Annotated in this window: 12 protein-coding genes and 1 tRNA gene; 6 read left to right on the top strand and 7 right to left on the bottom strand. The window is 64.8% G+C overall.

Annotated features, from left to right (window positions below):
* Nucleotides 1-102 precede the first annotated feature (102 nt).
* Both ACVENA_RS12640 and ACVENA_RS12635 read right to left on the bottom strand, forming a co-directional pair.
* Entirely contained in the window at nucleotides 103-516 is a 414-nt protein-coding gene (locus ACVENA_RS12640) for a holin family protein (protein ID WP_449325646.1), read from the bottom strand.
* A 56-nt stretch (nucleotides 517-572) separates the two neighbouring features.
* Complete coding sequence (locus tag ACVENA_RS12635) at nucleotides 573-1,148, bottom strand: glycoside hydrolase family 108 protein (RefSeq protein ID WP_449325645.1); 576 nt, start codon at nucleotides 1,146-1,148, stop codon at nucleotides 573-575.
* A gap of 72 nt (nucleotides 1,149-1,220) precedes the next feature.
* Here ACVENA_RS12635 and ACVENA_RS12630 point away from each other — a divergent pair, with 72 nt between their 5' ends.
* Both ACVENA_RS12630 and ACVENA_RS12625 read left to right on the top strand, forming a co-directional pair.
* A complete protein-coding gene (locus ACVENA_RS12630; RefSeq protein WP_257543403.1) occupies nucleotides 1,221-2,198 on the top strand; it encodes an NADPH:quinone oxidoreductase family protein in 978 nt (325 codons plus the stop codon).
* 98 nt (nucleotides 2,199-2,296) lie between these two features.
* A complete protein-coding gene (locus ACVENA_RS12625) occupies nucleotides 2,297-2,638 on the top strand; it encodes an EF-hand domain-containing protein (RefSeq protein ID WP_257543400.1) in 342 nt (113 codons plus the stop codon).
* Nucleotides 2,639-2,677: 39 nt separating this feature from the next.
* Here ACVENA_RS12625 and ACVENA_RS12620 read toward each other — a convergent pair whose 3' ends face one another.
* Nucleotides 2,678-3,421: a sulfite exporter TauE/SafE family protein gene (locus tag ACVENA_RS12620; protein WP_257543398.1), complete on the bottom strand. Its 744-nt coding sequence runs from the start codon at nucleotides 3,419-3,421 to the stop codon at nucleotides 2,678-2,680.
* A 239-nt stretch (nucleotides 3,422-3,660) separates the two neighbouring features.
* Here ACVENA_RS12620 and ACVENA_RS12615 point away from each other — a divergent pair, with 239 nt between their 5' ends.
* Nucleotides 3,661-5,007, top strand: a complete 1,347-nt coding sequence (locus ACVENA_RS12615) for an oxygenase MpaB family protein (RefSeq protein ID WP_449325644.1) — start codon at nucleotides 3,661-3,663, stop codon at nucleotides 5,005-5,007.
* Between the two features lie 13 nt (nucleotides 5,008-5,020).
* Here ACVENA_RS12615 and ACVENA_RS12610 read toward each other — a convergent pair whose 3' ends face one another.
* Nucleotides 5,021-5,995, bottom strand: a complete 975-nt coding sequence (locus ACVENA_RS12610; RefSeq protein WP_257543393.1) for a Coq4 family protein — start codon at nucleotides 5,993-5,995, stop codon at nucleotides 5,021-5,023.
* Between the two features lie 100 nt (nucleotides 5,996-6,095).
* Here ACVENA_RS12610 and ACVENA_RS12605 point away from each other — a divergent pair, with 100 nt between their 5' ends.
* The gene (locus tag ACVENA_RS12605) at nucleotides 6,096-6,734 is read left to right on the top strand and encodes a TetR/AcrR family transcriptional regulator (protein ID WP_257543391.1); all 639 of its coding nucleotides are present in this window, start codon (nucleotides 6,096-6,098) and stop codon (nucleotides 6,732-6,734) included.
* A gap of 51 nt (nucleotides 6,735-6,785) precedes the next feature.
* On the opposite strand, the gene ACVENA_RS12600 is transcribed toward ACVENA_RS12605, so the two are convergent.
* Both ACVENA_RS12600 and ACVENA_RS12595 read right to left on the bottom strand, forming a co-directional pair.
* On the bottom strand, nucleotides 6,786-8,225 hold the full coding sequence (locus ACVENA_RS12600) for an MFS transporter (protein WP_449325643.1): 1,440 nt from the start codon (nucleotides 8,223-8,225) through the stop codon (nucleotides 6,786-6,788).
* A gap of 9 nt (nucleotides 8,226-8,234) precedes the next feature.
* Entirely contained in the window at nucleotides 8,235-10,730 is a 2,496-nt protein-coding gene (locus tag ACVENA_RS12595) for a TonB-dependent receptor (protein ID WP_449325642.1), read from the bottom strand.
* Nucleotides 10,731-11,241: 511 nt separating this feature from the next.
* Here ACVENA_RS12595 and ACVENA_RS12590 point away from each other — a divergent pair.
* Nucleotides 11,242-12,693: an alpha-L-fucosidase gene (locus ACVENA_RS12590; protein ID WP_449325641.1), complete on the top strand. Its 1,452-nt coding sequence runs from the start codon at nucleotides 11,242-11,244 to the stop codon at nucleotides 12,691-12,693.
* Between the two features lie 138 nt (nucleotides 12,694-12,831).
* On the opposite strand, the gene ACVENA_RS12585 is transcribed toward ACVENA_RS12590, so the two are convergent.
* Nucleotides 12,832-12,908, bottom strand: a tRNA-Pro gene (locus ACVENA_RS12585).
* A gap of 232 nt (nucleotides 12,909-13,140) precedes the next feature.
* Here ACVENA_RS12585 and yajC point away from each other — a divergent pair.
* A complete protein-coding gene (yajC, locus tag ACVENA_RS12580; RefSeq protein ID WP_257543337.1) occupies nucleotides 13,141-13,470 on the top strand; it encodes a preprotein translocase subunit YajC in 330 nt (109 codons plus the stop codon).
* Nucleotides 13,471-13,499: the final 29 nt, after the last annotated feature.

Below are 13,499 nucleotides of genomic sequence, written 5' to 3'. Positions count from 1 at the left end.
ATTAAGAGATTGGCGGCTTTGCCGCCCTTTCTTCCTTCTCCGCGTCTCCGCGTCTCCGCGTGAACTTAAAAAATCGCCCCATCTTCGTGTGGGGCGACATTCTCAGCCGTTAACCCCCTTTGCCTGACCCCACGCCCGCGCGGCGGTGTAGCCGAGATAGCCGGTGCCGAAGAGTGCGTAGAGCGGTTCGGGGATGCCCGCGAGATAGGCGTTCATGCCCTCGGCGATGCTCTTTGCCATTTCGGGGCGCGCGGCCGCGATCAGGCCCATCGGAATTGCCCACAGCAGCAGCGCATACATGACATAGAGGAAGCTCGGCCGCGCGCGGCTGGTCCAGGGGTCGGCGCTGTTCGCCTCGGCGACGATCGCGGTCATCTGCGTCCGAATCGCGTCCATTTCCTGGCTGCCCTCGAGCTTCAAGAGTTCGAGCTTGGCGCGGTCGCGCGCCTCGGGGTCGGGAATGATCTTGTCGATCAGCTTGGCGACGGGGCCGATAAGGCCTTCGATGATGCTCATGTTGGCGTTCCTTTCATCCTTAACTTGTCAAACTTGTCACCTGGGGGCTTTTGAAATCAGCGACTTGCGTTGCCGATGCGATTGGCGAGCCAGCCGTAGAGAAAGGCTTCCTGGCTCGGGCGGCGTTCGGCGAGCGCGATGTAGCGTTCGCCTTGCAGTGCCTCCATCGCGCGCAGGAGGACGGTCTCGCCGCCGTTGCCGCGCGCCTTGAGCAAGCCGTCGAGCGCGGACAGCGTGCGCGGGCCGATCTCGCGGTCGACCGCGATGTCGGGATAGTCGCGCGCGGCGCGGTTGAGCGCGTTGAGCGCGCGCTGAAGGAAGCCCGCGGCGGTGCCGGTTCCCATGTTGACGCCGGTGTCGAACAGCTCGGCGGCGATCTTCGGGGCACGGAGCGCGACCTTGTCGAAGCCCGGGCGCAGCCAATAGAGACGGCGATAGATCGACGCCGCCTCGGCGCGCGGCAGGTCGCGCATCGCTCCGGCATAGCCCTGCGACCGCGCGACCGCTTCGGTGATTCCCCAGCAGGTCGGGCCGCCGCGATCGGCGGGATGGTTTACATAGCGGCCTTCGCGGTCGATGACGGCATCGATCAGTGCGTCGGCGTCGCAGCTTGACGGGTCGGGTCGTGGCATGATTCGCTCCTTTGGGTTCGTTGGACAGGCATAACGAACCATATGGGAACAATGTAGGAAAGGCTTTTCTCCATGCGGGCTTTGCAGGTGCGCGAACTTCTGCCCGGCCATGCGGGCGCCGCGCTCGCCGACCTGCCGGTTCCCGAGCCGGGGCCGGGCGAGGTGCGGGTGCGGGTGCGCGCGGCAGCGATCAATTTCCCCGACCTGCTGATGACGCGCGGCGACTATCAGTTGAAACCCGACCTGCCGTTCGTGTCGGGGCTGGAGTTCGCGGGCGAGGTCGATGCGGTGGGGGAGGGCGTGTCCGGCTGGCAAGCGGGCGACGCGGTCGTCGGCGGCAATCGCTTCGGCGCCATGGCCGAATATGCTGTCGTTCCGGCGGCAGCGCTGCGGCGTAAGCCCGAAGCGCTGGGTTGGGACGAAGCCGCCGCCTACCCGGTCGCTTATCTGACCGCTTATGTCGCGCTTGTCCGCTGTGCGCGGATCGAGCCGGGCGAAACCTTGCTCGTCCACGGTGCGGCGGGCGGCGTCGGGCTGGCGACGGTCGACCTCGCCAAAGCGCTCGGCGTACGGGTGATCGCGGCGGCGAGCAGCGCGGCCAAACGCGATGCGATCACGAGGTCCTACGCCCCCGATGCCATGATCGCGGCCGAGCCCGGTTTCCGCGAGGCGGTGAAGGCGCTGACCGGCGGCAAGGGGGCCGATGTCATCTTCGATCCGGTCGGCGGCGACGTCTTCGACGAATCGACGCGCTGCATCGCCTTCGGCGGGCGCCTGCTGGTGATCGGCTTTGCGTCGGGGCGCATCCCCGAGGTGTCGGTGAACATACCGCTGATCAAGGGCTTTTCGGTCGTCGGGGTGCGCGCTGGCGAATATGGCCGGCGCTTTCCCGAGCGCGGCGCGGAGAATGTCGCGGCGATCGACGCGCTCGCGGCCGCGGGACGGATTCGCCCGCACGTCCACGCCGCGCTCGACCTCGCCGACTGGCGCGAGGGCTTCGCGATGCTCGAACGGCGCGAGGTGGTGGGAAAGGTCGTGCTGCGGCCGTGACGGGCCGTTTCCGGCTGCCATAATTTTGCGACATTCGCGCCCCCATCTCCGCGCCGGGGTGCCCCGGCGGTTTCGCCGAACGAGATGAAGGATGGGAAATGAAGAGATTGATGATGATGGCTGTGATGGTCGGTGCGGCGCTGCCGGTCGCGGCCTCGGCGCAGCCGCCGCACGACGGCGGCCGCATGTTCGACATGATGGACGCCAATGGCGACGGCAAGCTCGACAAGGCCGAGATCACGAAAATGGCCCAGATGCGCGCCGAGCGGCAGGGCGATCCGTCATTGGCCTCGCCGGAACGGGTCGACGCTTTCTTCAAGCATCTCGACGCCAATGGCGACGGTTTCATCGACAAGAACGAAATGGAATCGATGCGCAAGGCGCGCGCTGCGCCGCCGCCGCAGGACGAGCCGGAGAATGCGCCCGACGACGCGAGCTGAACGCAGGCTCACCCCCCTCCCGCCGGCGGGAGGGGGCCATCAAGCCAGCGCGATCCGGATCGCCTGCAAGAGGAAAGTGGCGCCGATCAGCGTCAGCAGCCAGCGGCGGCTGGCGCGGAAATGCGCGTCGCTGATCCGGTCGAGCAGCACACCGCCGACCATGATCCCGGCCATCGAGCCAAGGATCGCGATGACGGTCGCCCCGAGCGGCATCGCCGTGCGCGCCGTGCTGCTCAGCAGGACGCCGCCATAGACGAAAATCTTCGACGCATGGCCCATCGCCTGCATCACCGCCTTGGTCGCGACGATCTGATGCCGGCCGAGCCGTGTGTTGATGAACAGCATGTCGGTGACCGGGCCTGAGACGCCCGCGACAAGGGCGATGCCCGTCGAAACGAAGCCGCCGCCGAGCGCGTGCCAGCGGTTCGCGGCATCGAGCGGCAACCAGCGTTCGGGCAGCCAGACGAGGATCGGCATCAGACCGAGGCCCAGGAAGACATAGAATTTCGACGGCGCGAACAGCATCGCCGAGAAAAAGCCGACCGCGGCCGCGGCGCCGAGCCCGAACCAGATCAGAACCGGCCAGACGATATGCGCGCGGTGCAGGAAGGCGCGCCAGCCGTTGGATGCGAACTGGATCGTGCCGTGGAGCGCCAGCGCCGTCGCGACCGGCAGCAGCCAGGCGAGCAGACCCATGAAAACGAGCCCGCCCGCCATGCCGAACAGGCCCGACAGGATCGAGGTCAGAAAGGCGGCGATCACGATCAGGATGCTGACCTGCATTGTCGCCCCTTAGCGTGACCAACGCGTTGGGGCCATCCGTCCGAACGGGCTGCGCTCCAAGCACGGATTATAGATGCGGGCGCCGATTTCCTCGCGCTTGCGATACGCGTCAGAGGCGGTGCGGATCGGGGCGAGCGGATTTGTCGGGTGGCGCGTCGGCACGGTTTCATGCGTGCCGCTTGAATTTGTATCAATTGATACATATGATCGTTGCCATCTCGTCGAAAGGGAGACGAACATTGATCACACGCGCGGGGCTCGACAATCTGTGGGCGAAGGTGGAATCGCAGCGGGAGCGGATTCCCGCCATGTATGGCGAGGTCGATTTTCGCGCCGTTCCCGAACGCTTCACGGCGACGCCCGGCGATCCGACCGCGCTGTCGGGCAAATATGATCGCGACCGCGATGCGCTGCTTGCCGACCCCGATCGGATCGAGTTCATCCGCGCCTATACGATGATCGGTGACCTGACCGCCGACGCCTATGCCGCGCTGATGCGCGAGCATGGTTTCCGCGCGCTCGTCGATATGCTGACGCGCGCTTGCGACGAAGGTGTCGAGAATGTGCCGGAGGCGCCACCCGAACTGGTTGCTTTCATCCGCGATATGGAACGGATTCCCGACTGGCTCGACATGAAGCTGGTCGAGGAGGGGGCGCGGATCGACCGCAACTCGGCGGCCAATTTCGGCCCGTTCATCATTCGCGGCGCCTTCATCGCGACCTTCATGAACAAATATGCCGCGCTGCCGATGGCGATCACCGGCACGCTGTCGCGCCAGACCGCGGCGCGCCGCGTCAAGGATACCGCAACCTTCTTCACCACCTCGCTGCTGCCGGGGGCGCTCGAACGGCACGGCCCCGGCTTCAAAGCCGCGGCTATGGTCCGGCTGATGCATTCGATGGTCCGCGCCAATGTCCTGCGGCGTCCGAAGGACTGGGACATGGACGTGTACGGCATTCCGATCCCGCAGGTCGACCAGATGCCCGCCGGACTGATCTCGGTCTTTTTGCTGTCATACAGGATGATAGAGGAAGGGCGTCACGAATTCACCCCGGCGGAGCGCGCTACGGTCGAACTGGCGCGCTATCGCTGCTTTCTGCTCGGTCTGCCCGAGGAATTGCTTGCCGACACGCCGCAGGGGATCGTCGATCTGATGAACGCACGAAGCGGCACGCTGCTGAGCGGATATGACGACGCCACCTGCGGCGAGTTGCTGCGCGCGACGATGGCGGCGGATCTTCGTCCCGACGATTCCCTCGGCGCGCGCATCCACGAGACATTCGAGCGCGCCTTTGCCAAGCTGTTCTTCGTCAAGAGCTTTATGGGCGGCGACAAGGCAAAGGCCGCATCGATCGGCGTCAAGCTGACCGCCGGCGATGTCGCACTGGCCGCCGCCGCCGGGCTGTTCATTTATGCCCGCATCCGGCTTTATGCGCTCGCGGCGCATATTCCCGGGCTGCGCGGGATCGCGGATCGCCGGTTGATCGCGAAGCTCAAGGCCCAGCTCACCAGCTATGGCCATGCCGACTTCACGACCGATGCTGCGCACTATCGCCCGTCGGCCACGCCGGTGCCCGCCGAGTGATCCGGGGCGCCGATCAAGGCGCCCCCTGTTCTTGCATCGTCGGAGTGAAGGCCTCCATCATTCGCACCGCCGCGCTGTCGAGCGGGCGGATGCCGAGGTCGGCGCGGACGCGCTCGATCGGATCGGCGATGCGATGGTGCCAGGGAACCGCGATCAATTCCCTGGTCGCGCGCCCGTGCCGCCAGCCGTCGAACGTCACGGACAGCAGCATGTCCAGCAGCGCGGGCATATCGACCGCCGCCTTGGTCGCCACCGTCGCGAGGAAGCGCGTCGAATAATTCTGCCCGAACTGCGCCATCTGAAAGCCCGAGATCGCCACTTCGCCTGCGGGGGTGAAGCCATATCCCCCGACCAGGTGCCAAACGTCGTGGAGCTGGAGAATGCGCCGGTTCGTGCGGTTCTGCGCCGGATAGTCGCCAGGCAGGACCACGGTGTCGGCGTCGATCACCTCGATATCGTAACCGTTGGCGGTCAGCATCGACAACAGGTCGTGCGCCAGGCTGTCGGCCGCGTGTCGTTCCAGATCGGCGGTGGTCAGCCGCACCTCGGGCTGCGCGATCAGTTCGTGCACGCCATCGAATTCGAGCAGCGCCGCCTCGCAAGCGTCGATCATCCGCCGGTCATAATGATTGCCGAGCGCGACGACCGCGAGTGTCAGGTCGAGCTCGCTATCTCCAGGCGACGGCGGCCGGGCGATGATGTCCCAGAAGCCGTCCCACAAGGCGCGCGGGAGGGCGACGCGCGGCTTGCCGTCGGTCGTCCAGGGCAGCGCGTCCGCGATCCGTGCGGCGCGTTCGGCGGGATCGCTGCTCGCGCCGGTGGCATCCGAAATCGCGTCGAAGATCGGCACCTGGGCGACAGGATCGACGAAAGCGGCCGTCGTCATCAGCGCGGCGAGGCCCAGTGCCGGCTCGTCCGCCAACGGCGGTCGGGCCGTTTCGACCCATTGTTCGAATTCCTTGCGCAACGACATATCGATCATGGTCATCAATCTCCCGATTTCTGCTCGGTTCGGAGATTATCCTATAAGAATATAATGATCAACTTATATAGCTAGCACTTCGTGCGACAATGGCTATAAGCGGCGCATGGACGAACCAACCAAAGTCAGTTTCCCGCGGCGGACTGCGGCAAAAGCGCGGACGCGCCAGCGTATAGAGGAAGCGGCGCGGCGCCTGTTCGTCACGCTGGGCTACGCCGACGCGACGATGGCGGCGATCGCAGAGGCCGCGGACATTCATATCACGACGCTGTTCACGCATTTCGCATCGAAGCGCGATCTTGCGGCAGCGATCGCCGCCACGGCGGGCACGCGGTTCGAGGCCGTGGTCGCGACGCAACGCGCGCAGGGCGTGCCGGTTCTGACGTTCTGGCGCAATCAGGTGGTGCGGCTCGCGCACGCGTATGAGCGTGACGGTGATGGCCAGATCAACCTTGGCCGCGCGCTGGCCGGGGAGCCCGAACTACTCCCCGTGTGGTATGGGCATCAGCGGCTCCAGATCGAACTGATGACCGATTATATCGCCGACGAACTGGGGGTCGATCCCGCAAAGGACCGCCGCCCGCAGATGGCCGCCGCGATGCTCGTCGCGGGTGGACGGATGGCGTTCGACAGCTGGATCGAAAGCGGCCGGGCCGGCGATCTGGTTGCCGAGAACGAACGGCTGCTCGACGCCGCCGAAGCGGTGCTGGCCGGCGGCCTGCCACTGGCGCGTCCCGGCGCCTAGGGACAGATCAACTGCGCGGAATTGCGGCACCGCCGGCCGCGACCTGCTCGATCATTCGGCCGGGGCGGCGCCCAGCCGCCGGATATTCTCCTGATGGCTGGATCGGCTGATCGGATAATAGGCGAGACAGATGATCGCGATCGCGGTCGCAACCGTCAGCGCCGCGATATAGATGGTCGCCAGCCCGTGCAGGGCGCCCGCGCCGACCCGGCCGGGCTGCGCATTGTCGGGGAAGCCGACGAAGGACAGCAGCAGCCCCGCCAGCATGATCCCCATGCCCGATATGGCCTTGTTGACCATGGTCGCGGCCGAAAACAGCAGGCCTTCGGAGCGGCGGCCGGTTTCGAGCTGGATCTGGTCGGTCACGTCGGCAACCATCGACACCGCCAATATGCCGCCGGCGATGGTCGTCATCATGTTGAAGGCGAATTGCCCCATCAGCAGCCACAGCAGCAGCGGGTCGCCATTGGCGGGAAACAGGCCGGCAAGGCGTAGCGCCAGGGGAAGTATGCTGGAGATCAGCGACAGGCTGAACATCAGCATCGCCGCGGGCTTCTTGCCGAACCGCGCCGACAACGGCAGGACAACGACGAAGGCGAGCAGGATGCCGACGATCGCAGTGGAGGCGACCGTCGCGATCTGGCTGGCGCTGAGTTCCCAGAAATAGGTCGAGAAATACACGCCGAGCGACAGGCTGAGTCCCGATGCCACGGCAAAGAAGAGGCTGGCGAGCAGGATCGAGATATAGGCGGGGTGAACCAGCACGCCGAGCATCTCGCGCAGCATCCGTCCGATCGGGACCTTGACGACCGGCGGCGGCGGCGGACGTTTCAGCACCTCCTTCTGCGTTCCCAGCGACGAGATCAGGACCGAAAGCATCATGATCGCCGCCGCCACCCAGGCATAGGTGACATAGCCGCTCGCGTTGAGATGGCCGACCGGTTGAGCCGGTGTCGGCCGCAGGAAATAGCCGAACGTGACCACCGTCATCGCGATTCCGCCGCATACGCCGAAAAAATAGCGCGCCGCGACCAGCTTGGTGCGTTCGTCATAATCGCTGGTGAATTCGGCGAGCAGCGCGGTCGAGGGTATTTCGTAGAGGCTGATCGAGAAACGCACGAGGATTGCGGTGGCGACGAGCCAGGCGAACTGCGCGCCATGCGCCATCTCCGGCGGCGTCCAGAGCAGCAGGTAGAAGAGGGCGATCGGCAGCGCCGCAGCATACATGAAGGGATGCCGGCGCCCCCAGCGCGTGCGGACATTATCCGAATATTGTCCGAGCAGCGGATCGAACAGCGCGTCGGCGACCATCGCGATCATGATCGCCGACCCCACCCAGGCGGCCGGGAGCCCGACGACCTGGTTGTAGAACAGCATCAGGAGTGCGTTGAAGCCGTGATCCTTGATGCCAAAGGCGATGGTGCCCGAACCATAAAGCAGCCGCGTCCTGAACGGCAGGACGTCGGCCGGACGCGGTTCGCTCTTGCTCACGCGCGCGGCCTACCGGAACCGGAATTCGAGCTGGAGGCCATAGGTTCGCGGCGGCGTCAGCGAATAGGACTGCGCAACCTCCAGCGTCGGCGACGATGCGAGCAGATTGCCCTGCGCGCTGTCATATCCTTTGCTGTCGAACAGATTCTTGACGAAGGCGATGACGCGATAGCGGTCGTCCCTGCCGGTCCAGATCGCACGCAGATCGACCTGATCCCACGACGGCATCCGGTTGTAGGGGCGATTGAAGATGTTGCTGTAAGCCGAACTTCGCAGCACATAATTGCCCGACAGCGACAAGGTCCCCGGTTCGAAGTCGATGCTGTACATCGCGTTGAGCGCCAGCTTGTGGCGCGGCGTGTCGGACAGCCGGGCGCCGGCAACGCTTTGCGGTTGCTGGCCGTCCACCGCCGGGCCCGACGGCTGCGCGCCCGGCTGCACCGCCAGCGGATCCTGTCCGTCGACGAAGCAGCATCCGCTGTCGATCCGCGAATGGCCATAACCATAGTTGAACGACAGTTGCAGCGCGTCGGCGGGTTGCCAGGCGAACTCGAACTCGGCGCCATAGCTTTGCGAGCTCTTGAGGTTGAAGAATTGGGTGAGCTGCGCGCCGCCCGGCTGCGATACCGTCAACGGCACCTGAAGTCCTTGATAATCATAATAGAAGCCGGCGAGATTGATGCGCAGCCGCCTGCCGATCGAATATTTGTAGCCCGCCTCGAAGGCGTCGATATGCTCGGCGCCGGTCTGCGGCAGCACCGAAATGCCGCCGGCATTGAAGCCGCCCGACTTGTAGCCACGGCTATAGCGGAGGAAAGCAAGCTGATCGTCGCTGGGTTGCCATTCGACCGCTACGGTGCCGGTCAGTGCATTCCAGCTATTGGCCAGTCCGCGCCGGGCAATGCCGGTCGCGGGATCGATCGTCACCGCCGACGCGACGCCCGGCGCATCGAGCGTCGAAATCTGGGATGCGGTGATATCGAGGGCGGGTGTCGCCGAGCCATAAAGGTCGGGTGAGAAACCGCCGCAGCCGAAGCAGAGGATGCGGAAATATTCGGCGCCGCTCTTTCGGTCATGCGTGTAGCGCAAGCCGGCCGTGAAGCGCAGCGAGTCGGTGAGGCGATAGTCGATCTGGCCAAAGACTGCCGACGACTTGGTGGTCAGCGTCGAGGCGGCATAGACGAAATCGCCCAGCGGGTTGGCGGGGCCGTTGGCCGGCGCACGGAGCTGCGGCTGGTTGGGCGCGTTGAAATGCGATTCCTGCGCCAGCGTTTCCTGATAATAATAGACGCCCGCGACCCATTGCAGCGGCCCGTCGGTATTCGACGTCAGGTTGAGCTCGCCGCTGCCGAAGCTCTTCTTGTTATACAGGTTGAGCTGCGTCGACGGAAAAGCGGTGAGCGGTCCGCAGCCGGGAATGAAGGTGCAGATCCCGCCGCCGGGCGCGAGCGGGAAGGGATAGGAAATTACGCTCGTCCCATCGAGTTCGTAGCTATTGTCGAGGCGATACTTCTGAAAGCCGCCGAGCAGGCGGACATCGAAGGTCGGCAGCGACCATTTGATGTCGCCGGTCGCCCCGAAGTTGCCGCGCAGGCGTTCGGTCTGCGTCGTGTCGGCGCTGAAATGCCGAATGTCGGTCGCGCCGGGCGGCACCGGATTCGGGTCGAGCGCGACGACTCCGGGGATCAGATAGCCGAAGGCCGCGCCCGGCGTGATCGCTCCCGTCGGATAGGGAGAAAAGTCATACGCGCCCACGCGGTTGAGCGGGTGCGGATTGAGATCGCTGCGGCCTGAAAAGATTTTGGCCCAGGCCGTCACATCGGGTCCGAGATCGGCCTCGAGCTGCAGCTCGATATAGCGGCGCTCGCCGCGGCCGCCCTCGCTGACCCCGCCAGCCTCATTCTTGAAATAGCCGCGCTCCTGTTTGTAATATCCGCCCGCCAGCCGAGTGCGCAGTCCCTTGGTCAGCGAGCCCGAGGCCGACGCTTCGATCGTGTAGAGGCCATAATTGCCCACCGCGCCGCGCAGGTCGGCGCTGAAGTCCTCGGTCGGTCTTTTGGAAATCGCATTGATGGCGCCGCCGATCGAATTGCGGCCATAGAGCGTGCCCTGCGGGCCGCGCAGCACCTCGATGCGGTCGATGAAGAAATCCGACGCCGCGATCGACGTGGTCGAGGCATCATAGATGCCGTCGGTATAGGTCGAAACGCCCGGATCGCTGCCGTTGGTGTTGGTCTGGCGCCCGATACCGCGAATGAACACGCGGTCATTGCCCGCCGAATAGCTCAATCCGGGGGTGAAGTTGGCGAAATCCTGAAGCGTGTTGATGCCGGCGAGCTGGCGGGCATCGGAGGTATAGGCCGATATGGCCAGCGGCACTTCCTGCAGGTTGGCGGTCCGTTTTTCCGCCGTCACCACGATTTCGGTCAGGCCCGAGCCTTCCGCTGCCGCCGGAGACTGATCCCCGGCGGCGGCCTGCGTCTGAGCCGCAGCCGGCATCGCCATGAATGCGACGCTCGCAAACATCCAAGATATATTTCGCATACCACGCCTCTCCCGCCGCCAGCGATCCTGCTGGTCGATTATTGGCGCGATGGGCCCGCTGGTGCGGATCCCACGCTATGTGCGGTGAAATGCCGTTGCGACATCCCCCGGGCATCATCGTTAGAGGTGTTTTATATATTAGTCTATAATCATATATCGAACATGCGGGATTTGCGGCGAGGGGCGGCGGTGCTGGCCTGTCCGCACGATTTTCAGCGCCCAGCGTGATTCGCTTATCCATATGGAAAATAGAGAATTATTTTCTCCTGCGATTTCGGCTGCCGCCGATATTGTCATTGCATAATATATTTTTCTATCACTATAGAATAATCATGATCGACGCGCCGCCGTGCGTCACGGAAGTCGTCGCCACGAAGAGGGCGGGCCTGGGGAGACATGGGATGGCAGGATATTCACGCGCCACGGATCGATTGACGGGATCGATGGGCGGCATCGGTGGAGGGCGCGGCTGATGGCCTCCAACGCCCAGGCGCTCGCCGAACTCAACGCGCGCGGCGTTCCCGACTGGTATCAGGACGCGAAGTTCGGGATTTTCATCCACTGGGGCGCCTTTGCCATCCCGGGCTTCGCCCCGCGCCTCGGCTCGATCGGCGAGGCCTTCGCCAAGGACTATGACCGGGCGGTTGCGATGGTTCCCTATACCGAATGGTATTGCAATGCGATCAAGGTGCCCGGAACCCCCTCGGCCGAATTCCACCGGGCGCATTATGGCGATGCGCCCTATGAGGATTTCAAGCAGCCGTTCGAGGCGGGACTCGATCATTGGGATCCTTCGGCCTGGGCGGAGGCATTTCGCGATGCCGGTGCGCGCTATGTCGTGCTCGTCACCAAGCATCACGACGGGCTTTGTCTGTGGCCCAGCGGGGTCGCGAACCCGCATCAGGCGGGATGGACGACCAAGCGCGACATCGTCGGGGAACTTGCAGCAGCGGTGCGGGCTGCGGGGCTGCGGTTCGGGGTCTATTATTCGGGCGGGATCGACTGGACCTTCAATCGGCGCCCGCTGCGAACCCTCGGGGACTTCCTCTCTTCGACGCCCGGCGGCGATTATCCCGCTTATGCGATGGCACAGGTGCGCGAACTGATCGACCGCTACGAACCGTCGGTGCTGTGGAACGACATCAGCTGGCCGACGCGGCCGGGGCCGCTATACCGGCTTTTCGCCGACTATTATCGGGCCGTGCCCGACGGTGTCGTCAACGATCGCTGGGTGGCGGCGAGCCTCCAGCGCGATCTGCTCAAAATCCCGCTCGTGCGGCGATATGTCGATCGCAAGATCAGGGCCGCGGTTGCCAGGCAGGGCGCCGATGCGTCGAAGGGGATCATCCCCCCGGAAATTCCGCATAGCGACTTCCGGACTCCCGAATATGCGGCCTTCGCCGAGACGCAGGCGAAGAAATGGGAAGCGACCCGCGGGATGAGTCACAGCTTCGGTTTCAACCGCAACGACGATGAAAGCGACTACGCCAGCGCCGAAACCTTGATCCATGATTTCATCGATGCCGTGTCGCGCAACGGCAATCTGCTGCTCAACGTCGGGCCGCGCGCGACCGACGCCGCTATCCCCGACGAGCAGCTTCGCCGCCTGAAACGCTTCGGCGCCTGGCTTCGCGCAAATGGCGATGCCGTCTATGGCACGCGGCCGTGGACACGATCGGATGGCGAGACCGAATGCGGGCTTGCCGTGCGCTTCACCGCCGCACCGGGGCGCGTGAACCTGATCGTCAAGGGGGCGGTGGCGCACACGCGGCTGGTGGTCAGGAATCTGGCCCTCTCGGGCGAGGGCGTCCGTCTCGGCGATGGCAGCCCGGTCAAGCTCGAGGCACGCGGTGCCGATCTGCAACTGACCTTCGCGTCTCCCTGCTTCGACGCGGTTGGCACGGCTGTCGCCGTTGCGGTTTAGAGTTGATGCTTGTCGCCACGGCGTAGAAGCGCCCGAGATGTCTCGCATAGCGAATATTCGGCAGGCGCCGGAGCGGGTCTGGCACCTTTGTCGTCGGGCCGTATTCCCGCATTCGTATATTTGATTTATAAGGAAAATTGGTCGGGACGAGAGGATTCGAACCTCCGACCCCCACACCCCCAGTGTGATGCGCTACCAGGCTGCGCTACGTCCCGACCGGCCCGATTGGGCAGGCGAGGCCCCTAGCGCGGCTTGGCGGGGGATGCAAGCGGGAAGCCATGGCTTGATCTCGCCGTCTGCCTCCCCATGTCAGCGCGGCCCGCGTGGGGGGAGGGCGCGCAGCGAGCGGTTGCGTCGAAATTCCCCGCGTGATAGGCGCCGCGCCATTATTTGCGCGCCCGTTCCCCGGGGGAGAGGGCGATGCTGCAAAGAGAAAGTCTTTCATTCATGTCGACCAATCTGCTTCTGACCCAGGCGGCTGGCTCCGGGGGCGGGGCCGCCGGTTTCATCATGCTGGTGCCCTATCTGCTGATCTTCGTGGTTTTCTGGTTCTTCCTGATCCGCCCGCAACAGGTGCGGATGAAGGAACATCGCGCCAAGGTCGCAGCGGTGAAACCGCGCGACCAGGTCGTGACCGGCGGCGGCATCGTCGGCAAGGTGACGCGCGTCGATGATGATTTCGCCGATATCGAAATTGCGCAGGGCGTGAAGATCAAGGTGGTGAAATCGACCATCTCCGACGTCCTGCAGCCCGGCGCGAAGCCCGCGAACGACTGACGCCTCCGGCGCCGCCGGCGTCGGCGGCG

The organism is Sphingopyxis sp. 550A, from assembly GCF_053569535.1.
Note: the sequence above shows the minus strand (reverse complement) of the source record. Positions and strands in the feature narration are given on the sequence as shown.